Here is a 22,299-nt window from a genome sequence, read left to right on the forward strand (position 1 = left end):
ACTACACTGAAGGTCTGCTCTTACTTACTTCTTTATTAATTTTTTCTGTATGACGTCAAGAAGGGAAAGAGGAACAGCCAAAAAAGCGAGTGCCATTCCCATCCCGTACAACTAGATCTTGCCCACACTTTAGACATTTACGAGGTTCTGGTGTGATATTCCCAAAAATTTCCCGTGTCTTAAAAACAGGATTGACTTCATCAATAAACTTTTGCAGATCCGCCCGATCCAATAAAGTCACATCACATGCAACTGCAAGCTCTTTCGCTTGTTTCGTAAAATAACTATTGGTCACAACCCACGCCTGATTCGCTTTATAATACGCTTTTGCCCCATACACTTCTTGTACAGCTGAAATACTGACCCGATTTTTAATTCCATATCGTTTAGCTTGAATGACAATTTTTTCTTTGCCTTTCATCACTAAATCAGCCCCAAAGTCACCAGACTTTTTAGTTACTTGAGGTTTATACCCTAACTGTTGGAAAAGGGCCTGCAAATATATTTCAAACTGATAACCATCCATTTTATCAATATAGGGCATACCCGATTGGGCTAACTCTTTCATATACCTCCGTTCACGAAGGACACGGTAAGCAAATTGAGAAAGTTTCACTAAAATCATGATAAGAAAGAGGTAAAATACACCTTGAAACACTTTATCCATTCATTGAAAGCTCCTGTTCAGTTTGTTTATTCCGGAGACGTGATGCCACAGGTTGAATGCTTTTTCCATTCTTCTTTAATTCGTCGTTCCAATCTTTCGCTCCCTTTGGAATATCTGCTCTTATTAAATCAGCATTAACGATTTGGTTCATTTTGTCAATAAATTCTTTTCCCCCTTGGTCATTATCGACAGCTAACACCATTTCTTTAATGCCTAAGCCTTCTTTTCGAGCTTCGATATAAGACTGTGCAACCGTTTTAGGCTTTAAACCATTCATACTAATAAGGCGTGTATTCTGCAATTGAGTTTCTTGTATACTCCAATAAGAAAGCAAATCAATTGGACTTTCAAAAAAATGAATTTTATTTGGGCGACCAACGTCAACTGAAAAACCTGTATGTGGGTTATCGTTCGGTAAGACTTGTTTAAAAGAACCTCGTTTATTTTTTATCGAAGCTGTTCCCTGTCGATCCGCCCCAATCACTTTTCCTTTACCTCCATGTTCACGCCATTTAAACACCACATTGTTTCGTTTGTCCTGGGCGATTAAATCTTTTTGAAGGAGCCAGTTAACTAATCGAGGATCAATTTTTCGTTCTTTTATGAGATAATCTTTTACTTTGCTTTGATCCTTCACTTCTAACTCTTTTGGATAGCGAAAAGGCTCTTTTGATGATGAAACCGACGGTTGCTCATGCGACTGAGAAAGCTCTTTATAATCGCCTTTGTTAATATCTAATACAGCTTGTGGAAACGACATCCCATAATACATTTGAGCGAAACTGATTGCTCCGTATCCTGTTTCATTCCGGCTATTCCAAGCGTACATATTTCCTTTGATGAGTAAGCTATCATGTTCCGTATGACGATAATACTTTCCTTCTTTTACAAAGGTTTCGCCTTTGGCTTCCAGATACGACAACAAATCAACATCTCGGTCGGGTAGGTCAGGAATGTTACCATTCCTTTCCCCCCTAAGAACCGTGCTTGTGACTTTCACCACACACGGCTCAAGCGTACGTCAGATTGTCTTGGTTTTAACCTAAGAATGTACCTTGCAAATACATAATTAAGTTGTTAGTAATAGTTTCTTTTTTCGTAGCATTTTAGTAAATGCGACCATTTGTTTTGTCGTTGGTATTTTTCCTTTTGACGGAAATGCTTTATGCCATAAAATATGACAAGATGTATGAACCAACCATAGATTTTTATATTCATCTGTTCCACCATGAAATTCTGGTTTTCTATGATGTACTTCTAATCCTTCCTCTGTTAATAAGGAACATTGGCATATTGGACATTTGTGTTTTTGCTTTTTCGCCAGTTTCTGTCTAGATGTGATAGTATCTTTTTCAAATAGCTTTAGATCCCTTTTTTGATAGTAATCTGTCAGGTTGCTATCAAAAGGGGAATTTCTGTATTTAATTAATTGATGCCTGATGATTGGCGTCCATGACATTCGAATAATTTGATATTTTTTATTCGGGTCCGTTAATAGCCATTTGTCTCCACTTTGACCATGAATATCAGAATGAAAATATTGTTTAATTATCCACTTCCATGGTTTTGTTGAATGAAGTCTTCTAAGGAATTGCTTTGTTTTAATCCAAATATAATGGTCCATTTTTGAGAAGACTCCCTTAGAAGAAACCGTTTTCCAATAATTTGCATACCCACGAATAATAGGTTTTAAATCCGCAATAAGATTTTCTACGTTTGTCCCTTGATTTCTTTTGAAACAGTCTCGAATTTTACTTATCATTTTTGATTGAGACTTTTTACTTGGTTTAATAATTAATTTCCATAAACGCCCTTTTTCTTTGTTCGTAGGATATTGACGAAAGTTAAAGCCTAAAAAATCAAAGCCTTCGCTAATGTGAGTGACTCTGGTCTTGTTATGGGCTAATTCTAATCCGCGTTTGGCTAGATAAGACTTCAGATTTTCGTACATACTTTCAGCTTCCTTTTTACTTTCACAAAAAATTACAAAGTCATCTGCATATCGTATAACCGTTCTAGTGCTATTAATTTCATAGTACGTTCCCTTTTTCTTACGGAGGACGCGATATTTAATATCTAGTTCTTTCTCCATCCCGTGTAATGCGATGTTAGCAAGTAATGGTGACACGATTCCGCCTTGTGGCGTACCGAATTCGGTTTTCTTGAATACATCATTGTCGACGAATCCTGCTTCTAACCATTTTAATATCGTTTTCTTTGCTGGGAATTCTTTAATTTGTTCCATGATGTAATTATGGTTCAAGTTATCAAAACACCCACGAAAATCCCCTTCAAATACCCATTTCTTTTTAGATCCTAGGTTTATTTTATTAAAGATAGCTTCTACTGCATCATGGCAGCCCCGTTTGGGGCGGAAGCCGTAAGAAATAGATTCAAATCGCACTTCCCATTGTGGCTCAAGAGCCAATTTAATGATATTTTGATACACTCTATCTTTCATTGTGGGAATACCTAAAGGTCTTAACTTCTCCCCTTTTCCCTTCGGAATGTATTTCCGAAGAGCAGGAGAAGGGTTGTGTGTAAATACGTTATAGTTTCGCATCTTATTGTATAAGCTAGCGCGTTCTCTACTGGAAGTCGCTTTAAACCCATCGACCCCAGCTGTTCGTTTTCCTTTGTTGAGTTGAGTGACTTGTCGAATCGAGAGTAGTAATGCTGCTTCGCTCCTCATCAACAGTCGTTGCAAGGATTTGACCTTTCTTCGTTTCCCAAGACTTTCTGCACGATAAATCCGTTGTTGCAACTTCCTGACATACTGTTCTAATTGCATCCATGGGACGCTATCAAAATCAGTAAGTGGAGTCGCGGCGGACACTATCGATATTTCTGATGTGTTTGACATCGCACATCTCCTCCTATTAGTAGTATAGTCGCGTTCCGTTTTTCTTCGTGTTGTACACCAGGAAGCCCATTAAAGATGGACTTAGAGCTTACGCTCTTGGAAGTCAGCACCCTTTCAGGTGTGTCATAAGACATCTATCCACCACAGGAATAACCCCTTCCTGCTCCAGTTCTTGCTTAGTGGCATTCGCTTTTTCCACCCTCCTTTACCCACTTGAGAATTCAGGTTCACTTGCCGTAGTGCAAGCACCCTTAGCTTGATTCCCTTACCTGCTAACAGGACTCAATTGGGCTTACCAAGTTCAGCTTGTTTCAGATACGAATGGGACAGACTCCTTCTCTTCACCGCCTGATATATGGGTATAATCATCAATATAAAGCAAGTATTGATGCCAATCAGGAATGCAATGGTATCAGCTTTTTACCATTGGTAATCATAACGATGTTTATCAAAGGTTCACGTTAAGTTAGTCAATTGACAGGTAAATATACTTACTATAAGTTATTTCAACCTGCTCTATACCATTCTTTCTCTAGCATGGAGGACCACCTTAAGCTGGCAGATTCCATACATTTCTCTCATGCAACCGAACGATGCCGTTAACCAGCAAAGCCGTTTTGAGCGAGAACATCCGTTATACTCGGAAGGTTATTAACTTATGAAGCAGTTAATAACACTGAAACTGGGAGTTAAAGCTGCTTACTTGTCGCACTGCTTTCATGATTTCCCCCTCATTGACGTGTTTTCGTTCTCCCACCTAATCCCTCCTTCTCTTTCACCCTATGAAAAAAGAGGGCTTTTCAGCCCTCTCATTTCTTTTCACCTTTTGCTTATTTTATCGTTCCATTTCTTGTGTCTGGTCCCGTTTCTTTGAAGAAAATGCTCCATTATTCCGTGCAAAAAATTTTGTGAATCCATTTTGTGATTTCTCTTCTTTTTTCTGCTTGTCGTGATCCTTTTTCTCTGTGTCCAACGCCTTTTCGAGATTCGTTAACTTCTCACGTTGAGAATCAGTCAAATTCAGCTCTTTTAATTCCTGCAGCACTTCTTTTTTCAATTTGTACACCTTATCAAAGGAATGCTTTTGTTCAAACTCCTTCATTTTGGCCACACGCTGTTCTTTCTCTTGAGGTGTTTCTTGCTTGAGCTGCTTTTCGACAGGAGCCTTTTCTGATTCAGCTTCCTTTTTCACTTCTTTAGAAGAATCTTTTTCATCTGATATGCCTAATTGGGCCAGCAAGCTTTGTTTAAATAGCTGCTTATACTGTGTTTCTTCACTAGGCTGCTGTATAACTTCTAGTACTTCTTGTTTGTAATCTTCTTGATATTTCTCCTTCTCTTGTGACTGTTTTCGTGCTTGAAACTGATGAGAAAGTTCATTTTCCATTCCTTTTAATTGGTCAGGGGTAAACTGTTTTTCCTTTAAAGCACTTGATTTCAACATCACATAATCGTTTTCTGCGTTCACACGGGCTAACATACTATCAATATCTTGAGGCTTTTCTTTTTCATGCGCTTGTAAAAACGTAAGATAGCTTGTTTTGAGCTGCGTTTCTCGATCTTTCTCTAAAACAGGATTCACATCATGACTTCTTAAAAAATCAACTGTTGCTTCACTTTTATAGGCTTGTTTTTGCCCTTTTTCATCCGTAGAAACAAGTAAAACCTGCGGTTTTTCCTTTCCTAGAGCTGATTGTGTTAAGTAAACAGCACCAGAAGGGATGTCTTCTAGCTGTTTCTCACTGATGTTTGCCCAATCTGCCTCGATTTTTTCATTTTGTGGGTGCTTCATAAACTTCTTTAATTCTCGTTTATCTGCAATAAGTGTTTTAAATTGGTCATTTGAAAGAGACGTTACTTTTTTCATCATTGTTCCCCCAAGTAATTAGTATTTAGATAATAAATAAATTCCAAGTTGCATGAGAAAAAGCAGAGGAATAAACAACCTCTGCTTCTTTACATTTAATTTTATTAAGTTAAATTTAGATGCTGGATAAAGTTTGTTACTTTCAAAAGAGGAACCTTTAACTAACTCCCTTATTCCTTACTTGAAGCAACTGATCCAACTTCCTTGTCAGGTAGACCAATTATGTCTGTATGTTTAGGGATATGACCTAATAAACGTAACATAGCTACAATTTGTCCCTTATGGTGGAACTCATGTGTAATTGTATGCATGAGCAATTGTCGAGGGGACTTTCTTATACTATTAACCTCTGGTCTCCAAGCAAGTTTCCCTTCAATAATGTCATCGAAATTATCGCTAAATTGTTGAAATACAGCATCCACATATGCATCTGCTTGTTCAAAATAACGTTGAATATCCCTTATCTGCATATTACTAATTACTTCTTTTGGTAAAAGAGGCGATTTCGTTTGTAAGAGAACAAAAGAACCTAGCCAAGCATGATAGCAACCTGCAATATGAATCAAAGAATCTCTTACACTCTGAGAACCAAATCCTAGTTCTTTTGTAAAATCGTCTTCATTTAACTCTTTACATTGTGCTAATAAGATTTGACGTGTTTGCTTTACCCATTCATACTCTTGTTTTTCCATACTCTCTACTCCTTTGTTTGAATATTCCCACTTATATTATAATGTTCATTGTACAGCAAATAAGAACAGCCCACATTAATAAAAAAGAGAACTCTTTACGCCCCCTTACCTTTCGAGTTCCTGCTCTTCTTTTTTCTTTTTGACAGTGCCTGTACGTTTTTGGAATTGCATTTGACTGCCCACTTCCATACGGTCTTGAAAAGTAAGAGATTGTTCTTGAACTTGACCATTCATAATCCCCTTCTCGTTTTTAGTCACGGTTGAATCAATCTGATGTTCAAGTTTCAGGACTTCCTCCTTCGTCATCCATCCATTTTTGATTGCTTGTGTTTTGGTTGAATAATATTTCTCTTCAGCTGTGACACGATCTAAAATGCTATCTACATTTTGTGCCGATTCCTGTTGCTGTTTTTGTTTATAATCTACATATCCTTCTTTCATTTTCTCTCGTGTATTTTCAGAAGAACGAGGATCTGCTTGCTGCTGTTTTTCATCCTTTTTTTCTGGTGACTGATTTTTTTCTCGTTCTTTTACCAACGTTTCTTCGATTGTTTCAATAAAGCCAACTGACGTTTCATGCACCTCTTTTAATAGCTTGTTTTTGTCTTCAAAGGTCTTTCCCTTTGTCCAGTTCGAGAGGTAGTCAAGAGAATACTCACTCGTATCAATTCCAAAGTAGGACGAAACGGTATAAGCTGTCATTTCTGCCTGAAACTCTTTTTCCGAAGCTGTATAGTTTAGATATGTGTCCTTTATATGAAGTTTGGCATGGGTGAGTTCGTGAAGCAGTGTTTTTACATTTTGCTTTTCTGAATTACGAGGATTCAGTGCCACCTCTTTTGTTAATGTATAAGAAACACCTTTTGCAGATCCTAGTTCTTCTTTAGGAGCAATGATGGAAATACCGTTCTTTTCCCCAATAGCTTCCATTCCTTTATAAAGTGACTTGTAATCCTCTATATTGCCTTCTAACCAACGATTTGGAAAGATCTTAGGAAATCACTCGCTTTTGCGTTCGTCTGCGACACGTCGAAAACATGGCCGACTGAAAAGTACAGTCGGCCTTGAGTGATTTCTTTTTTACCCTCTTTAATCAGCTTCTTTTCTTGAGGAGTGGCTTTATTAATCGACTTCCATTTCCCCTTTTCATCTTTAAATTTAGGCACCGTTTTGTTTGAAACAAGGATCTTAATCCCCTTTTCCCCTTTATTGACAGAGAACCCTTTATCTTTCCAAAACTTAAATGATCCAACTGCTTGAGCACCAAAGAACTGTTCCTGAATAAGAGCTGTGTTGGACATCGAGTATTGATAAAACTTACCCATAAAAGATAAATAGTCTTTTAGTTCTTCGGCAGAATGAAAATGCTGCTCCACCTTCTTTTCCATACCTTTCGTTAACTCTTCAACCTCTTTACGCTTATCTTCAACTGATTTTTCCGCATACGTTTTATTCATTTTCATCCTCCTCTTCTTGATAGGAGATCCCCTTAAGTTCTTCTAATTCTTGTTCATACCAAGGTTCTTCTAAATCCACAAAAAGCTTCTGTGTTTTAATATTCATCGGCACCAACATATTCTCTTGATGTACGACATATTGATGAAACTCCTTCGCCTCTTCTGGACTTAAATTCACCTCTACTTCTTTGTCTTGATACTGTACAATGGCATGATCCTCTCCTACAGCTTTAATCGAAGCTAATACTAAATCCTTGTTAAAAAACATATCTGATTCCTCCTCTACATGTTTAAAACTATCTTTATATAAATCCATCATTAAGATGGTTGTTTCCCTTTGGACTCTTCCCAATCAATCCGTTTTTGACGTTGATTTGCAATACGCTTCTCAACAGCTTCCTTCGCAACCTTTGTGCTATCTAACTCTTGTAAGTCGGTTGTCATTAATCCATCAAAACCGTGATGGAAGAAAAGACCGTTCATATATTCAATTAAAATTTGTGTGTTTTTATCAGCACTATTTGCCCCAAGACGAATCTTTGTTAATTCATCTTTTAAAACCTGATGTAAGTTATTGCTGACCACTTCCGAAATATATTGTAATGACCATTCCTTTTCTTTGGTTTCTTGATACTTTTGGCAAATATCCATAATGGCTTCCCCTGGAAAACGAAAATGATGTTCTTCCATATAAGCTTGAATATATTCATCTGTTTTCGTATCTAATGAAATGGTACGTCGATGTTTCTCCATCATTCATAACCCCTTTCAGCTTCTCGATTATGTTCAATATCTTTTTGCAATTGCTCATAATGTTTTTGATTTTTCCAACTTTCATATTCTGATTTAAATGCTTGCTCCATCTTTTTTAATGTAAAATGCATAGAGATATGTTGATTAAAACTTTCAGGACGTTTTGATTGTTTTCGGCTTTCTACCATTCTTTTAACCTGTTGCTGCTGCTTATCGTAATCCTTCATTTCTTTTAAAAAAGCATTTCCCATTCGCTTATAGAGATCATCTATTTTTGTTTGCTTGTAGTCCTTGTATCGTTTCTCATCAACCTTTCCTTCTCCATATGCTTTCTTTAATTCCTCTACTTCTTTATCTAATTTTCCAAGTAATTGTTGATACTCATTGCGATGATACTTTTCAATATATTTTTGACTCAACACATCAATAAATGGCTTCATTGGTTTTAATGTTCGGTAACTATATTGCCACTGCCTTTTATCTTCTGGAAGATGATTATAGATTTGTAAAAACAATGGTTGAATGTCACGATTCTTCCACCTTAATGAAGAATCCTGCTTCTTTTTCCCGACCATATCCTTTCGAATTAACTCATTTATTTTCTCGTGCTGCTCACCTCGATTTAAAATTTGATTCACGACTGTTGACTTCATCGCATCCAATGTTTTAGGCTTTCTTTTGCCTCGTTCACGAGTAGGTTGTGGTTCTACTGTTGCGATATGAATATGAATGTTTCCCGTATTGTAGTGAACGGCAGCTGACCAAACAGCCGACTCATTTAGCCTTTCCCTTTTAAGCATTTCCTTCATAGACTGACGGGTAATATCCATTAATTTTTTCTCATCCACTGTATGAGTATCAGCATCATATAAACCATTTTCTTGGAGCCACGGATTATGAAATGTAATGACATCCTGCCACATAATGCTGTTATTTTTTTGCGCTTTTTCAAACACTTTTTTTAATTGCTTTTTCTCCTCGTCATTCAATTGATTTGACTGTTCGGTAAACAACGAAGATGTCTTATCAGGGTTATCCATATAATCTTGATAAAGAGTAAACAGTTTCTCATGAGTATGCTGTTCTTTTTTCGCATCATCACGATCTACATAATCGACATAATCTTGAAAAGCTTTCTTATCAGATGTAACAAATTTTGTTTTCAACACTACGCCTGGAATAACAGGAGATGTACTCATTCCTCACCTTCTCCCATCATATCTTGAATAAATCCATTGATTGTTTCAATTGCCACTGCACACCTTTCCATCATCTTTATATTTCGATCAATGAGACGTTCTAGCTCTGCTTCACGATCTTTTTGTTCTTGAAATACAGCCAGTGTTTCAATTTGACCTTTTAAAAATTCTTGCCGAGAAATCTTTTTTTCTTTTGCGATTTTATCAATTTTTTTAAGTGCAACTGGATCAACATATCGAATTTTAATTTCCATTTTATCCGACCTCTCTTTTGTAGTAGTGCTCTTTCCCCTAAAAAGGGAGAAGAGCATAAGGGGTTTTTGCCCCCACCATAGGTGTGGGGCTAGGCAGAGCCTAGCAAAACCGTGGGTACAAAGAAAGTCGCTTAATGTCCCCTTTGCGTCCCCTTTTAAAATCCTATTGTCCCTTTTATGTCCCCCTATTTTGGAGCCATGTCCCCTTTGCGTCTCCCTATGTTTTTTCATTTTATGGCTAAATATTGTTGCTTTCCATTCATTTTTTCATCTTTTCACGTAAAATTTTCTGCTTATATTCATGAAGCAGGATGCTTTTAGCATGTAAGTGAATCTTTTATATCCTTGTTTCTGTTTCTCTATTCTTTTGATAAAAATTAAAGACATGTACTTTTCAAATTGAAAACTTTTCATTAATTCACTAAATAACTTTTTAAGATTTTATTATCACCCTAATATATAACTAAACAATTAGATTTTCTTTTTTCTTCTGCAAGAATCTAACTCTAATTTTAAAAAACCAAGTTAATTATCACTAATTTAGACTCAATTTAATTAAAATTAACTCAACAAAAAAGAAGTTTAATTTAATTAAAATAGAGCATATCAACTTGTCTGATTAAAAGCTGTCGAATCTATATTTTTTTATACCCAATTAGTAATTAATTGATTTAAATTAATTTCAATTAGGTATACATAGACTAAATGTACCAATAAAAGCTGACTCTACCTAATTAATTTTCATTCAAATAAGATAACTAATCCAGACTCAATTGAGTCTGGATTAGTTATGACTACTGGACAAAATCAGGAAATGAACATAAGTGGGAGAAAATAAAATGATGACTTGAAAAATGGATTATGTATTTATACCATGCTGAAAACTTGGTTAAATAATTAAGCAGCGAATATAGTGATCAGAAGTAACAATTTATAACTGCGTGAATGCATTAACATCTTTTAATGCAGAGGAAAGCTCTCTAATACCTAGAGAATTAGCTAAGATTCTTCAAAAAAGAGGCTATGGTCATATTGACGAAAAAGCAAAACACATTTTAGCGTTTCAAAAATTTATCAAATATCTCTAGACAATGAGTGCTTGAAATTAAGTATGTCTCTATGATACGAGGCGGTTGGTTTTGTTTAGCATCTTCATTAAATTCACATTAAAGAAATTGTGTACTATTTTTTCTCGTTTAATCACATCAGAATTAATCATTGAAGCACTTCAAAAAACTTACACTGTCCAAAAGCCCTAAAAGGGTTTACTTATTCGTAACGATTTCGATTCACAATAAATAAGCGACGAGTTTACTAAGCATGTCCACAAATAAGAGATAAAGCATCTTTTCAGCCATAAAGACTGCTTTTATGATAATGCCTACATAGATATGTTTCACACCATATTACAGAAGAAGTGTATTATCTAAACAGAATCGACAGTAGTCTCAGCTATTAAACTCCTCAATCTATTGAGGATTAAATGAGAAAAATAACTTAACACATAACTTTTTTGTTCTAAATTATCGATCCAAACTTGATAGTTTAACTTAAGATTAACTTAAAATACCCTCGTTGCATACAATCCTAATTTAGTTGAACTTAAAACGAAATAAGTTGTACTAAATTAAATATAACTAAATAAAAGTTTAATTAAAATACAATCAAGTTGTAATTAGTTGAACTTAATTGCATTTTAATTAAACTTATTGTAATATTTTAAAAAACTATAATGGATTTGTAGTTTTTTGAAGGACTCGGTTCAAATTTAATTGAACTACATAACGTAAAATATAATAAATTTAATTCAGTTAAGTGTGAAATCTGCTAGAATAATAAAGACAAGCTTTAAAATAAGTAGTAATTAATTAGTCAGGACCAATTAAGTTAGACTTAATTGAGTTATTAAAAATATTTCATATAAGAAGATACTAACTAAGTTAGATTAATTCGTTTGTGAGGGAGGTACAATTATGAGCGAAGAAACAATGGTTATTTCAGAAGTTGCTAGAAAATTTAATATAGAAAATCATCAGTTACGGGACTGGTGCGAGGTCGGGTTAGTACGACATAAAAGAATTGGAAGAATAAGATACATATTTACTGATGAAGATAAAAAAATCGAGAAGATTATTGAACTAAAGGAAAAGTTCGGAAAACATGCACCAAATGAAATGATTCGTGAAGAATTAATTAAAGCAAATTTAATGAGCGAAGAACAAACAAAAATTATTAACAAGGATTTAGAGGAAGAAGATATAAACGAAAACTCCTTTAAAGAAGCATTTTTATTACTTGCTAAAAAAATAGAAGAAATGGATAAAAAAATGGAAAAGAAAGAACAACTAACGCTTCCATCTGAAAATTTGGCAGAGAAAAAAGATGTTATAGAAATAAAAGAACAGATGAATAAACTTGAACAAGACAATCAGCGTTTAAAAGAAGTGAATGATCAATTACTTAAAAAACTAGATTCTATCCATTCAGCTATGACCGAAATTCAAAAAGAACAAGGAAAAAGCATATGGAAAAGAATGTTCACAAAATAATAAAACAGCTTCTAATTACTGGTCAGTAATTAGAAGCTGTTTTATTATTTTTGTAGCAGTTGTCAGAGAAAGTTCTCTTAATACCTTCAACAATAAATTCATTTGAATATAGATAGGATTTGCACCTCATAAAAGGTGCAAAACTAAATCTTTTGAGATATATTACTAATTCTTATTGAATTATGAGATTAATTAACGCTATAATAAAACTAACAAAAATGACCGGAATAGAAAAAAGACTTCAACTGTTTAAGACGTGTTGGTAGCACTCTTAAACCGTTCCCCCTAGTTACAGTAGGGAAAACACTTGTCGAAGTCTCTTGTTAATAGAGTTAGTTTTTCTATAAAATAAAACTTATGGTTTTATTTTATATGAAATAGCTGTCTATTTCAAGGGCTTAGTTCTTCAAAATCACGACATTGTTTTCCTTTTTCCAGGGAAACAGTGTCTTTTTTTGTTCCTTAAAGGAGATAATGAACAAATGACAAAAATATTGACCTGCTATTTAAAAGATGTAGACACCTTCAACGGACGGTTTAAGTGGTTGTGGAAGAACAAATCCACACTTCGGAAAAAGAAAGAAGAGTTTTTAGAAATTATCCGTACTCATTATAAACAGAACCAATCAGCTATACATAAAGAATTTCCTAAAAAAAGAATGGAAATGCTCGATTATGTCATCTATAACCTAGTGGCTACAGGCATCCAAGCCATTCGTTCTGAAACACTCATGAAGAAATTTAAAGTTTCTAAAAGTACTGTTTCTCGTTTCGTACGTTCGTTAAAAGCGACACCTTTTATACTTGTAGCACGTTACATTAAAGAGGATGCAACGGGTACTCACCCTGATAGCTATGTATTTATTCTTAAAAGTCATAAGAACTTTAATCGGATTTGCGACGAAATCTTTTTTGCCCATGATACAACAGGTATACAAACGGTCCAACAAGAAGAAATGACAACTCCTATGACGCTTCCTGTGATGTCTCTAGAAAGTGCAGAAAACGTTGATACACCAAGCTTAAAGACTGATAAATCACCTGGTGCCTTTATTAACCTTGATTTACCTGTAAATCATATAAATAATCATTTAATGTCTGCTTCACAGTCATTTACCTATATCAAAGGTGTTCCTAAGAAAGTCAATCAAGTCTACGCAGGTAAGTATGGTCATCAATTAAAAGACTTTTATGCTCGCATTCAAAATGCTGCAAAAACGGTCAAACGAGATACAGATATTGATATTACTAAAGGCCAAGTACATGAAATTGCGTATACATCTATTATTGCATTAGACAAATATGTACATGAAGCTAATCATAAAGGCAATTCTTTGTCCTTAGATAATATGTGCCAATTACTCTATAAAATTGCGAAAAACCAATTCTATCAGTTGGTTGATCCTAAAAACCAGGATTATTCATCAGTATATCCATCTCATGAGGAAGTTATACATAAAGAAGAGTCATCAACAAAATTGTTTATACCAAAACATATTATCCGTAAAGAAATCGTTCCTGATTGGTTAAAGGGTGAGCAGGATCAAGAGAAGGGTACAAAAAAAGTAGAACTATCTTTAGAACAACAGCTTGAAACGATTCAATTAAAGCAAGACTTAGAACAAGAGCTTACACCAGAAGAGGAATGCTTGCTGCAAGAATATTGCTCAACATACAGTTCGTTAGAAATGGCGAAACTGAAACAAGATTTAGGACAAGCATTAACACCTGAGGAGCAGGAATTGTTGCATCAACATGCTAAATTAAAGGAACCAGCTTCTTAATTTTTAAAAATAGTTAAAGCATAGCAAGGACTTTCACTATTTTTAACGTATTCAGTGTTTTAAGTGAGGACTTGGCAGGATTTGAACCTGCAAGACACCAAAGTTGTATAGTGTAATACGACTGGCTGCTCTACCATTGAGCTACAAGTCCACACTACAAGTATGCACATAGTCTTTGTTTATATGTACGACAGAAGAAATTGTAAAAATGAAGAAATCCCTTAGAAGCTAAATTATTACTAGGATGTGTTTATTTAGAACAGTGTTCTAAATAATAAATAAGTCTATATCTACGCAGGAGGAGCACATTATGCCACATAAAATTACGTTAACTGGGTCAGCCACAGGACCACTACGAGAATACGATCGCTATGTTGCCTTTGATATGCGTGAAAAAGGGTCACCATCTGCGCCTAAAGGCTTGAAGAAGAGTACGTTTATTTCGTACACGGTATTTGTTGCAAAGAAGGCTTTTAACAAAACAGGTCTCACCAAAAAAAGTATTATGCAAGAAAAAATCTTAATTCAAGGAGAACCAACTTTAGACATTCCGATTGATGAATGTCCTGGTGAAGTAGGTGTAATCTGCTTCCAAATTACCGTTCTCCCGAATAAGAAAGACAAAGAAGGCAATGAACCAAACGATAAAAAAGAGGCCAAACAAGAGGCTTCTGCAGCGCAACAAGAAGTTGCTGCTACCAAACAGGAAGAAAAACCGGCACCTACTTCTCAACCTGCAGCAAATGAAGAGAAGAAAGCTGAAAAAGTACAGACAGAAGTGAAGGAGACACCTGTTCAAGAGAAAAAGGTGGAGCCACAAAAGAAACAAATAACAAATCAGCCAAAAGGGACACAAGATCTTCTAAGTTTCGACGAAATCATCGTACCTGAAGAGTTCTTAAAGACACGTCCAAACCCTCAAAAAACACAAAAGGTCATTGATTTTGTGAAACGTACAGGGCGTCTGGATGAGCCATTAACGATTGAAAAAGGATCGAATATCTTGAAAGATGGTTACCGTCGTTATATTGTGGCCAAAACCGTTAAAATGGATAAAGTTCCAGTTATGTATGAATATCAGAAGTCATAATGTATTTCCTTGAAGATAATCCATTGCAAGGAGAGCGATAACAGTGAGAATTGTTAAGGAAAGCATCATTTATCCATTACCAAAGGATCAAGACATTGCAGAAATAGAAGGTTCTTTTCGCGTCCAATTGCCCAACGAGTATAAGGAATTCTTGAAACACTATAACGGGTGTAAAGTAGTAGATTCTACACTATTAACTACCATCAATAAGAGATGTCAAATTGAACGTTTTTTAGGTATTATTGAAAATTTCAGTGAGCATCCTTATGGGGTGTATGACATTGGTTGCTGCGAAACTTCTTTAGGAGAACAAGGCCGGAATTTTTATGATGAAGATCTCATCGGATCTGAATTAATTCCAATTGCAAAGCTAGCATGGGGAGATTATTTGTGTTTGAACTTTCACTATGATAAAAACAATCCGTCTGTTGATTTCCTAGACTACGAAGAATCATTTGATGTGATCCAACTACATCAAAGATTGCTGAGACCTTTCAAGAGTTTTGAGTATGTTATTATCTAAGGATATGTAATTGAAGAAAATACCATTTGGTAATGAGGTCATCTACTCATTTTGATCTTTAATCAAAAAAGAGGAAGTGTCGACATGAAAAAGTGGATTTGGATCATGTTATCCTTCGGAGTAATTTTTCTTGTATTTATGATGAACCACTTCTTAGATAAAAGCCAGCAACAATCAAACATGATACGTAGCGTCTCACTTACAACCAGTACATCTCCTAATCAACAAAACATTGTTGAAATAAAAAAGATGTATAAACAAACCACTGATTACTTTGATTATGAGCAAAAACAAAAGGCTGATTCTCTTAGAATGTACTACGGACAGCCTGGAAGCCCACTTAACCAATATAAGGAGCTTCAAGGAATTCAACCTTCTATGATTCATGACGTTGATGTACATTGGAAAAATGAGCAACATGTCATCATCAACGTTATGAAAACGAATTACCAACATAAAAACCAGGTATGCAAGCGATTTAACTATAACCTTGACGAGATGTAGGCTTTAAAACTGTGGTTTTCCGCCAGGATAAGTGAAGTTTACACGATTTGATGACAGCTACCTATGTGAAACGTAGAGAGCCAATCAAAGTAGAGAGCTCTAAACTTATTTAAAGCTTTTTTCAAAAGAGCAATGTTATATATTCAAAAACCCTATTATTTCTACTCTTTTACATTTCAAAAAGGAGAAGCTTATATGAAAAAATCAACACCTTGTCCAGGGTGTCAAAAATCTATTACAATTGAGCATTTCGAAGATTTTTCAAGTCCTTTTACAATGAAATGCCCACATTGTCGAGAAAAACTGAAGGAAACCAAGATGACCCCGTGGTTATTGTTATTAGCTTTTATTATCATTCCTTTATTGGTTTACCTAGGAATTACGGTTAAAAGTTTCTTGGCCGGCCATTTTCCTGTTGTTGAAAAGGTACCAACTATGATTGTATTTATGGCTTTTTGTTACCCTGTGTATGCCTTATATGAAGCTTATAATGCCGTTATTATCTTTGATAAGGGAAGTTTACAACTAAAAAAACCTAATTAATCTTTTATCTCTTTTCTATGAATATGTCTTTAGTAATATCAATACTAGAGACATGTATTTTATTATTAGTGGATAAATTTAAAATATTTTATATTTTTTAACTTCCTCTTCAATCATGTTATCATCATCTGAGGAGCTATTTAGATAGATAAAGTGTTAATTTACAAGAAGGGGAGAAATATAAAGTGGATCAAGTAACAAAACCAGCAGGATTTTGGATACGCCTATTAGGAAATCTGTTAGATGGCATTATTGTAAGTATTCCCTTGGGGCTTATTGGCTTTCTTATTACAGGAGACTTTGATCGTGAAGATCCCATTACATCACTCATAGGTTTCATCTATGCGGTTGCTGTACCTATTTTATGGTATGGATATACTATAGGGAAACGAATTGTTGGGGTTAGAATTGTCAAAATAAATGGAAAGAAACTTGGAATCGGAGCAATGCTACTAAGAGTTCTTGTAGCTGGCATTGTTTATGGTCTTACATTAGGTATTGCGCTAATTGTGAGTGTGTTCATGGTAGTTTTCCGTAAGGACAAAAGAAGTCTTCATGACATGATTGCAGGAACTTACGTTACATATGCAAAGCCCGATGAAAGAGAAGATAAACAAGCAGTTGTAGATTAATACTTAACCAACAATACCGAACACCCTCTATTTCTAATCTACTAGTGGGGACTATTTAAACCTCTTACACCTCAATGTGTAGGAGGTTTTTCTGTGTATCACCTACCAGGTATGAGTAGATAGCTAAACATCAGAAAATTTCTTGAAATGTGAAGAGGTTAATTGTGGATTATTGAACATCCTTATTACTTTATTACTTTCTTTTTTCACTATCCATACAAGTAACTCTTTTTCTTTGTCATTTAAATGTCGACCTAAACGTTTTTCAAAATCAAAAACTAATTCTTCGAAACGAGGGCTATTTTCCATCTACATTCCTCCTGTGTCATTTATATTACAAGGTATAAAAGATATATTTAATATGTATCTTTATTCTTGTTTTTCGTTACCGAAACTCTGCTCACTTTTCAGATGTTTTTAATCATATTTAGAACAAAGACCGCCCATTACTTATCATTGTATAAGGCGGTCTTAACTGTATTTATGCTATATGTTTATGACCAAAATATCGACATTATTCTAAAAAGACGTCAGGTAAAAAAAGCTATCGCTAAAATCGCTGCTACACAAGCTAAATAGATATTTCCACTCCAATCACTCTTTTCTTTTTCGTTCACCGCATAGCTATTATAAGAACCTTCAATCGGTTCTATTTTCAGTTTTCGTTGTATTTCTACTTCTTTATCTAAAATCAAGTCTAATTCCTCCATTGTTTGATAATTGTAAGGTAGGAACCGCCCTTGTTCGTCTCTCAGTCGGTTGCTGACGTCTCGTAATGCGTGCTGCCTTTTCATGGTTAGAGAACTGTTGGTTGGGTTGAGTAGTTGCTCCTGACATTGGTTGGCCATCTGTTGATGTTCCAAGTAACGTAAAAGCGCTTGTAGACGTTCCTTTTCGCTCAAGGTCATCATGGTTGCCTCCTCCTTTCTCTTCGGTGTTTGGCTCTTGTTCCATCCATAACGGGTGGGAAGAAGGTTGCCATGGAGAGGAGGGAAGAGGGACGTCACTCATTTTATACTGATTCATCAATGCTAAGAAAACAGGGTTGTGCGCTGCTGTAAAGAGCGCACACCTTATAATTTGATTTCGGTCTAACTCGGTAGCCTGAAAAAGGCTATCTACATATGTACGATAAATTGAATGATACCGTACAGTTGGTCGATAGGTGTCTACTTGATTTTTAGCCTTCTTATTTTTCTTCATACGCGTTATTCTCTTTCAAAATGACCTCTAACATCTGTTTACCTTCTACCGTTAAATAGACGTCTTTTCGACTTAATAATGAGATGGCTAATTCTTTCGTCACATGATTCGCTCCATTCCTGATAGTTTAAGTTGACGTCTCTTTCTGACGTCTTAATTTATGATATGAACTACTGCTTGTCCTATATGTAACTTTTTTTCTAATGATTAAAAAAGTTACATAATGTCCATACTTCTTCTTAAAGGAGATGGCTGTATGATTCTAGGCTTAGGGAAGAAGCGAACAAAATTTGGAAGATGGTTAGATAAGCAAGAAGATATTAATCAATTAGAACTCGAAAAGGCAACAAAGTTAAGTCGTCCAACTATATCTAGACTTTGTAACGATAAAGACTACATACCTAAATACTCCACCATCTATAGAATAAATAACGGATTGCGAAAGTTAAAGAAAGACGTAAAAGTAGAAGATTTTCTACAAATATAATGGGAAATGCTATGATTGTCTTGTGGATAATACGTAAATGTTTTATAGACTTTAACGTAGAAGAAAAGCCTACTTAGTCTCATACAAGTAGACCTTTCATATTCATTAAGTGCTTAAAAGTATAACTCCTATTTACTTCTTATTATGCTTAAATGTTTTTAAGATTTTTCACTGTGAATAAAGTTAGATAGATAATGAGAGAAATTTCTTTCTGTTTAGTTGGTGAGAGAAATACTTAAGGTGGTCAAAATCATCCTGAGAAATAGTTGATTGTTGATTCAAAGTGTTTTTTACATCTACTAATATACATAGGTCGTGTAATTCATGATCCGTGAAGATACCTTGCAGAAGATTTAATTGGAATAATAAGGGGATATTATCGGAGAGTTGGGTTCCACCTTCAGCAAAAAAATTTGTCGCCATAAATGTCCATAATGTGTGGTCATTTCTTTTTCTATTATACTGGCAAGTGTTATTTCAATATCAAACAGCAAGACATACGATTCAAATAAGAGCTCTTTCTTCATTCACATGCCCCCCTTTATAAGATTTAAAATACAGTCAAACTACAGTTACCACAGAGCTCAAGCTAAATTGGATTATGTAGTATAGAAACACCTTTCATAACATTAATTCGAATAATTTTTTCATGTGTGAGCTAAAATGATTTTAATAAATGCACACACTATACATTACTAGTTTACATAACAATTATCGGCAATCATATATTCCTTAAAAGCTTTTAGAATGAATAGTTACGAACCCTTTGGGAACGTTAATTCTTATGGAGGTGATCGTAATGAATAACAACCAACAATCAAACAAAACTTCTGCAGGAACAAATGCTGCAAAAGTAAAACAACAAAATCAAAATGCTGCATCTAACAAATTTGGAACAGAGTTTGCTAGTGAAACAGATGTACAAGCAGTAAAACAACAGAATGCTCAAGCAGAAGCTAAGAAAAATCAAAATACTGGGCAATAATACAGAAAAGTTTTGAGCAAACTACTCAAGATGCCGTGAGGCATCATAATGCTAACTCTCCAGTTTCCTTACGAGAATAGAAAAGCCACTGATTAGATCCAGTGGTTTTTCTGTTTTTTAAGCTGTATATCATATACATTCATAGTTTACATAACCACTTTAACGGAACCCACAAAAAAAGAGAACCCTTAGGGGAGTAGGGTTCTCGATGAGGAAACTTTATACTTTATGCACCTTTTTATACATCCTTGATTTATCAGCATTTATGACTAATACGAATGGAGAAAAATGAATAAAACAACTGCCTTTTATACATCTAGCATGAACATCTCAAGGGAAATTAATAAAATGGGAATCCCTAAAATGGCGCCGATTATTACAATGTATGATAGTATTTTTTGAAATAGTCAGTATTTGAAAAGCCTGTTAGAAGGTATGAAATTTACTCTTTAGGTATATAAAAAGCACCTAACCCGCAGTTAAGTGCTTTTTTGTGTATGATGAGCAAGTTTCTTTTTCACCGTTATAGTAATCATAAGAACGCCTATGATACTTAATATAGTCTCTAGAACATACACTTTATGTTCTTTTACATATTCTGTAACAGATTGGCTACCAAAGATGAGAAATAAAATAGCTCCTAAATAAAACGAAGGATTTTTAATACACCAACTCACTTTTGGTTCCATCTAATTCCTCCTTTCACGCTTTTTATTTTGTATTTATTGTATCTTGACTAAGAAAGAAGTAAGGGTTCCTTATGTATCTACGAGTGGACTTGAGAAAGGTTTCAACAATAAAATTCACCCTCTTTTAGTATAGAGGTTTATTTTACCTTCAAAACTGAAACTAATTTTTTTAGTGTTGTTCCTTGAATAAGAAGAGAAAAGACTACATTACTAAATGTCATTGCTAACAGAAGATTTTTCCCTTCAAATTCGGGTGTAATGCCTAAAACAAGCGCAATTGAAAGAGATCCCTTTAACCCTCCCCACGAAATAATAGGCTTCCAAGATGTTGGAATAGATTTATCAAAAGCCAAGCTTATATAGACAGCGAGAAAACGTGCTAACAGGACAATAAGAATACTTCCAACAATGAGCCATCCTTTATCTAAAAAATCAATACGACTTACTTCTAATCCTACCAGTAAAAAAATAAGCGCATTAGAGAGAAAAGCAATCGTTTCCCAAAAGGAATTTACTTTTTCATGAGTTAAGTCTGACATACCTACGTTTCGTCCATAAGTTCCTAGGGTTATACCACCTACTACTACAGATATTACTCCAGAAACCTCAAAGTGTTCAGCTAGCTGAAACGTACCATAAAATAAAACCATTGATAATCCAGTCTCCACTAAATAATGATCAATCTTAGATGTAATACGAGAAGCTAATAAACCAAACACTCCACCAATTAATACACCTCCAATTGCAACTTTCAGAAATTCAAGAAAAGCATTCACCGTACCGGTTAAGCTCAAGGCAGTAGTTACCACAGCAATTTGAAATAATACAACAGCAACTCCATCATTGGCTAAACTTTCTCCTTCGACCACAATGGAGAGGCGCTTATTTAATCCCATTGACTTAAAAATACTTAAGACGGATACAGGATCAGTAGCTGCCATAAGTGCACCGAAAATTAAGGCTTCTTGCAAAGAAAGGTGCAAGAAAAAATAAGTAGAAACCGCAACTAGTAAGAACGTGAGAAATGTACCTAACAAAGCTAATAAAGAAATTGATTTCTTATTACGTTTTAATTCATCAAAAGGCAGTTTAAGTGCTGCATCTCCTAACAAAGCTGATAAAAAGATAAAAATAACGGTCGTTTGAAACACGGTATCATTTGCTGCATAACTTTTTATTTCTTCCAATCCAGGAACCGGCGTCAAACCAATGATTAACCCCATCACAACAAGGAACGTGGGATACGGCTGTTTCATTTTTTCAGCGATAAATACTACACCTACAGCAATGGCTAATAAAATAATCCAATATGTAATCATTTAATTTCTCCTTTTACCTCTAATAGATGACATGTTTTATTAAAAAAATATGTAGCTATCCATGGGATTTCAGCTTAGCTAGATTAATTTGCAAGTCTTACTTTGATTGAAGAAAGTAAAATTAATCTTAAATTACCATTATATACGTTTGACCTATTATATGGAAAAACCGAGTTAATTTCCTCACGGAGCGTTTCCCTGCATAACAGATAAATTATGCTCCTAAGGGTTCTACTTAA

Annotated in this window: 24 protein-coding genes, 1 tRNA gene and 1 pseudogene; 9 read left to right on the plus strand and 17 right to left on the minus strand. The window is 34.9% G+C overall.

All coding sequences use genetic code 11. The annotated features are described in order from the left end of the window. Window positions 1-55 precede the first annotated feature (55 nt). The 10 genes and pseudogenes from ACFX40_RS24015 to ACFX40_RS24060 form a co-directional block, all read right to left on the minus strand. Complete coding sequence (locus ACFX40_RS24015; RefSeq protein WP_377256655.1) at window positions 56-667, minus strand: restriction endonuclease; 612 nt, start codon at window positions 665-667, stop codon at window positions 56-58. Beyond that, on the minus strand, window positions 660-1,622 hold the full coding sequence (locus tag ACFX40_RS24020) for a toprim domain-containing protein (protein ID WP_377256753.1): 963 nt from the start codon (window positions 1,620-1,622) through the stop codon (window positions 660-662). The genes ACFX40_RS24015 and ACFX40_RS24020 overlap by 8 nt, the downstream gene beginning before the upstream one ends. Before the next feature lie 114 nt (window positions 1,623-1,736). Continuing rightward, window positions 1,737-3,530, minus strand: coding sequence for a group II intron reverse transcriptase/maturase (gene ltrA, locus ACFX40_RS24025; RefSeq protein ID WP_377256658.1), 1,794 nt, complete (start codon window positions 3,528-3,530; stop codon window positions 1,737-1,739). An 835-nt stretch (window positions 3,531-4,365) separates the two neighbouring features. Continuing rightward, on the minus strand, window positions 4,366-5,400 hold the full coding sequence (locus ACFX40_RS24030) for a hypothetical protein (protein WP_377256661.1): 1,035 nt from the start codon (window positions 5,398-5,400) through the stop codon (window positions 4,366-4,368). Window positions 5,401-5,567: 167 nt separating this feature from the next. Further along, a complete protein-coding gene (locus ACFX40_RS24035) occupies window positions 5,568-6,089 on the minus strand; it encodes a DinB family protein (protein WP_377256664.1) in 522 nt (173 codons plus the stop codon). Between the two features lie 456 nt (window positions 6,090-6,545). Next, window positions 6,546-7,552, minus strand: a pseudogene (locus tag ACFX40_RS24040) (ArdC-like ssDNA-binding domain-containing protein); the annotation flags it as partial. Then, window positions 7,539-7,814, minus strand: a complete 276-nt coding sequence (locus ACFX40_RS24045) for a hypothetical protein (protein WP_043977016.1) — start codon at window positions 7,812-7,814, stop codon at window positions 7,539-7,541. The pseudogene ACFX40_RS24040 and the gene ACFX40_RS24045, both read right to left, overlap by 14 nt. 50 nt (window positions 7,815-7,864) lie before the next feature. Continuing rightward, entirely contained in the window at window positions 7,865-8,299 is a 435-nt protein-coding gene (locus tag ACFX40_RS24050) for a hypothetical protein (protein ID WP_074682816.1), read from the minus strand. Next, window positions 8,299-9,498: a MobP2 family relaxase gene (gene mobP2 / locus ACFX40_RS24055; RefSeq protein ID WP_377256667.1), complete on the minus strand. Its 1,200-nt coding sequence runs from the start codon at window positions 9,496-9,498 to the stop codon at window positions 8,299-8,301. The genes ACFX40_RS24050 and mobP2 overlap by 1 nt, the downstream gene beginning before the upstream one ends. Then, the gene (locus tag ACFX40_RS24060) at window positions 9,495-9,752 is read right to left on the minus strand and encodes a hypothetical protein (protein WP_098580420.1); all 258 of its coding nucleotides are present in this window, start codon (window positions 9,750-9,752) and stop codon (window positions 9,495-9,497) included. Before ACFX40_RS24060 ends, mobP2 begins: the two co-directional genes overlap by 4 nt. Before the next feature lie 1,973 nt (window positions 9,753-11,725). Between ACFX40_RS24060 and ACFX40_RS24065 the strand changes: the two genes are divergently transcribed. Both ACFX40_RS24065 and ACFX40_RS24070 read left to right on the plus strand, forming a co-directional pair. Next, on the plus strand, window positions 11,726-12,301 hold the full coding sequence (locus tag ACFX40_RS24065; protein WP_034655621.1) for a MerR family transcriptional regulator: 576 nt from the start codon (window positions 11,726-11,728) through the stop codon (window positions 12,299-12,301). 482 nt (window positions 12,302-12,783) lie between these two features. Then, a complete protein-coding gene (locus tag ACFX40_RS24070; RefSeq protein ID WP_377256672.1) occupies window positions 12,784-14,085 on the plus strand; it encodes a replication protein in 1,302 nt (433 codons plus the stop codon). 66 nt (window positions 14,086-14,151) lie between these two features. On the opposite strand, the gene ACFX40_RS24075 is transcribed toward ACFX40_RS24070, so the two are convergent. Next, a tRNA-OTHER gene (locus tag ACFX40_RS24075) sits at window positions 14,152-14,236 on the minus strand. Between the two features lie 159 nt (window positions 14,237-14,395). Between ACFX40_RS24075 and ACFX40_RS24080 the strand changes: the two genes are divergently transcribed. From ACFX40_RS24080 to ACFX40_RS24100, 5 genes are all read left to right on the plus strand, one after another. After that, entirely contained in the window at window positions 14,396-15,175 is a 780-nt protein-coding gene (locus tag ACFX40_RS24080; RefSeq protein WP_047752048.1) for a ParB N-terminal domain-containing protein, read from the plus strand. 43 nt (window positions 15,176-15,218) lie between these two features. Beyond that, a complete protein-coding gene (locus tag ACFX40_RS24085) occupies window positions 15,219-15,698 on the plus strand; it encodes an SMI1/KNR4 family protein (RefSeq protein WP_377256675.1) in 480 nt (159 codons plus the stop codon). 84 nt (window positions 15,699-15,782) lie between these two features. Further along, window positions 15,783-16,202, plus strand: coding sequence for a hypothetical protein (locus tag ACFX40_RS24090; RefSeq protein WP_377256678.1), 420 nt, complete (start codon window positions 15,783-15,785; stop codon window positions 16,200-16,202). Between the two features lie 195 nt (window positions 16,203-16,397). Beyond that, a complete protein-coding gene (locus tag ACFX40_RS24095; protein ID WP_377256681.1) occupies window positions 16,398-16,745 on the plus strand; it encodes a hypothetical protein in 348 nt (115 codons plus the stop codon). Between the two features lie 185 nt (window positions 16,746-16,930). Next, window positions 16,931-17,377, plus strand: coding sequence for an RDD family protein (locus tag ACFX40_RS24100; protein WP_377256684.1), 447 nt, complete (start codon window positions 16,931-16,933; stop codon window positions 17,375-17,377). Between the two features lie 123 nt (window positions 17,378-17,500). On the opposite strand, the gene ACFX40_RS24105 is transcribed toward ACFX40_RS24100, so the two are convergent. The 3 genes from ACFX40_RS24105 to ACFX40_RS24115 form a co-directional block, all read right to left on the minus strand. Further along, on the minus strand, window positions 17,501-17,686 hold the full coding sequence (locus tag ACFX40_RS24105; protein WP_377256687.1) for a hypothetical protein: 186 nt from the start codon (window positions 17,684-17,686) through the stop codon (window positions 17,501-17,503). A 221-nt stretch (window positions 17,687-17,907) separates the two neighbouring features. Further along, window positions 17,908-18,072: a hypothetical protein gene (locus tag ACFX40_RS24110; protein ID WP_377256689.1), complete on the minus strand. Its 165-nt coding sequence runs from the start codon at window positions 18,070-18,072 to the stop codon at window positions 17,908-17,910. Beyond that, the gene (locus ACFX40_RS24115; protein WP_377256692.1) at window positions 18,059-18,580 is read right to left on the minus strand and encodes a hypothetical protein; all 522 of its coding nucleotides are present in this window, start codon (window positions 18,578-18,580) and stop codon (window positions 18,059-18,061) included. Before ACFX40_RS24115 ends, ACFX40_RS24110 begins: the two co-directional genes overlap by 14 nt. Before the next feature lie 256 nt (window positions 18,581-18,836). Between ACFX40_RS24115 and ACFX40_RS24120 the strand changes: the two genes are divergently transcribed. Next, a complete protein-coding gene (locus tag ACFX40_RS24120) occupies window positions 18,837-19,067 on the plus strand; it encodes a helix-turn-helix domain-containing protein (protein ID WP_377256695.1) in 231 nt (76 codons plus the stop codon). A 353-nt stretch (window positions 19,068-19,420) separates the two neighbouring features. On the opposite strand, the gene ACFX40_RS24125 is transcribed toward ACFX40_RS24120, so the two are convergent. Further along, complete coding sequence (locus tag ACFX40_RS24125) at window positions 19,421-19,594, minus strand: hypothetical protein (RefSeq protein WP_377256698.1); 174 nt, start codon at window positions 19,592-19,594, stop codon at window positions 19,421-19,423. Between the two features lie 272 nt (window positions 19,595-19,866). Between ACFX40_RS24125 and ACFX40_RS24130 the strand changes: the two genes are divergently transcribed. After that, on the plus strand, window positions 19,867-20,052 hold the full coding sequence (locus ACFX40_RS24130; RefSeq protein ID WP_377256701.1) for a gamma-type small acid-soluble spore protein: 186 nt from the start codon (window positions 19,867-19,869) through the stop codon (window positions 20,050-20,052). A 479-nt stretch (window positions 20,053-20,531) separates the two neighbouring features. Here the strand turns inward: ACFX40_RS24130 and ACFX40_RS24135 are convergent, their stop codons facing one another. Further along, on the minus strand, window positions 20,532-20,741 hold the full coding sequence (locus ACFX40_RS24135; RefSeq protein ID WP_377256704.1) for a hypothetical protein: 210 nt from the start codon (window positions 20,739-20,741) through the stop codon (window positions 20,532-20,534). Between the two features lie 137 nt (window positions 20,742-20,878). Further along, complete coding sequence (locus tag ACFX40_RS24140; protein WP_377256707.1) at window positions 20,879-22,060, minus strand: cation:proton antiporter; 1,182 nt, start codon at window positions 22,058-22,060, stop codon at window positions 20,879-20,881. Window positions 22,061-22,299 lie beyond the last annotated feature (239 nt).

Origin of the sequence: Priestia sp. YIM B13552, assembly GCF_042787775.1 — a bacterium.
Classification (GTDB): Bacteria; Bacillota; Bacilli; order Bacillales; family Bacillaceae_H; genus Priestia; species Priestia megaterium_E.

Coding starts and splice junctions, on each gene's coding strand:
- ACFX40_RS24015 (WP_377256655.1), bottom strand. CDS start 667: ATGGATAAAGTGTTTCAAGGTGTATTTTACCTCTTTCTTATCATGATT.
- ltrA (WP_377256658.1), bottom strand. CDS start 3,530: ATGTCAAACACATCAGAAATATCGATAGTGTCCGCCGCGACTCCACTT.
- ACFX40_RS24030 (WP_377256661.1), bottom strand. CDS start 5,400: ATGATGAAAAAAGTAACGTCTCTTTCAAATGACCAATTTAAAACACTT.
- ACFX40_RS24035 (WP_377256664.1), bottom strand. CDS start 6,089: ATGGAAAAACAAGAGTATGAATGGGTAAAGCAAACACGTCAAATCTTA.
- ACFX40_RS24045 (WP_043977016.1), bottom strand. CDS start 7,814: ATGTTTTTTAACAAGGATTTAGTATTAGCTTCGATTAAAGCTGTAGGA.
- ACFX40_RS24050 (WP_074682816.1), bottom strand. CDS start 8,299: ATGGAGAAACATCGACGTACCATTTCATTAGATACGAAAACAGATGAA.
- mobP2 (WP_377256667.1), bottom strand. CDS start 9,498: ATGAGTACATCTCCTGTTATTCCAGGCGTAGTGTTGAAAACAAAATTT.
- ACFX40_RS24060 (WP_098580420.1), bottom strand. CDS start 9,752: ATGGAAATTAAAATTCGATATGTTGATCCAGTTGCACTTAAAAAAATT.
- ACFX40_RS24065 (WP_034655621.1), top strand. CDS start 11,726: ATGAGCGAAGAAACAATGGTTATTTCAGAAGTTGCTAGAAAATTTAAT.
- ACFX40_RS24070 (WP_377256672.1), top strand. CDS start 12,784: ATGACAAAAATATTGACCTGCTATTTAAAAGATGTAGACACCTTCAAC.
- ACFX40_RS24080 (WP_047752048.1), top strand. CDS start 14,396: ATGCCACATAAAATTACGTTAACTGGGTCAGCCACAGGACCACTACGA.
- ACFX40_RS24090 (WP_377256678.1), top strand. CDS start 15,783: ATGAAAAAGTGGATTTGGATCATGTTATCCTTCGGAGTAATTTTTCTT.
- ACFX40_RS24095 (WP_377256681.1), top strand. CDS start 16,398: ATGAAAAAATCAACACCTTGTCCAGGGTGTCAAAAATCTATTACAATT.
- ACFX40_RS24105 (WP_377256687.1), bottom strand. CDS start 17,686: ATGGAAAATAGCCCTCGTTTCGAAGAATTAGTTTTTGATTTTGAAAAA.
- ACFX40_RS24115 (WP_377256692.1), bottom strand. CDS start 18,580: ATGAAGAAAAATAAGAAGGCTAAAAATCAAGTAGACACCTATCGACCA.
- ACFX40_RS24120 (WP_377256695.1), top strand. CDS start 18,837: ATGATTCTAGGCTTAGGGAAGAAGCGAACAAAATTTGGAAGATGGTTA.
- ACFX40_RS24125 (WP_377256698.1), bottom strand. CDS start 19,594: ATGAAGAAAGAGCTCTTATTTGAATCGTATGTCTTGCTGTTTGATATT.
- ACFX40_RS24130 (WP_377256701.1), top strand. CDS start 19,867: ATGAATAACAACCAACAATCAAACAAAACTTCTGCAGGAACAAATGCT.
- ACFX40_RS24135 (WP_377256704.1), bottom strand. CDS start 20,741: ATGGAACCAAAAGTGAGTTGGTGTATTAAAAATCCTTCGTTTTATTTA.
- ACFX40_RS24140 (WP_377256707.1), bottom strand. CDS start 22,060: ATGATTACATATTGGATTATTTTATTAGCCATTGCTGTAGGTGTAGTA.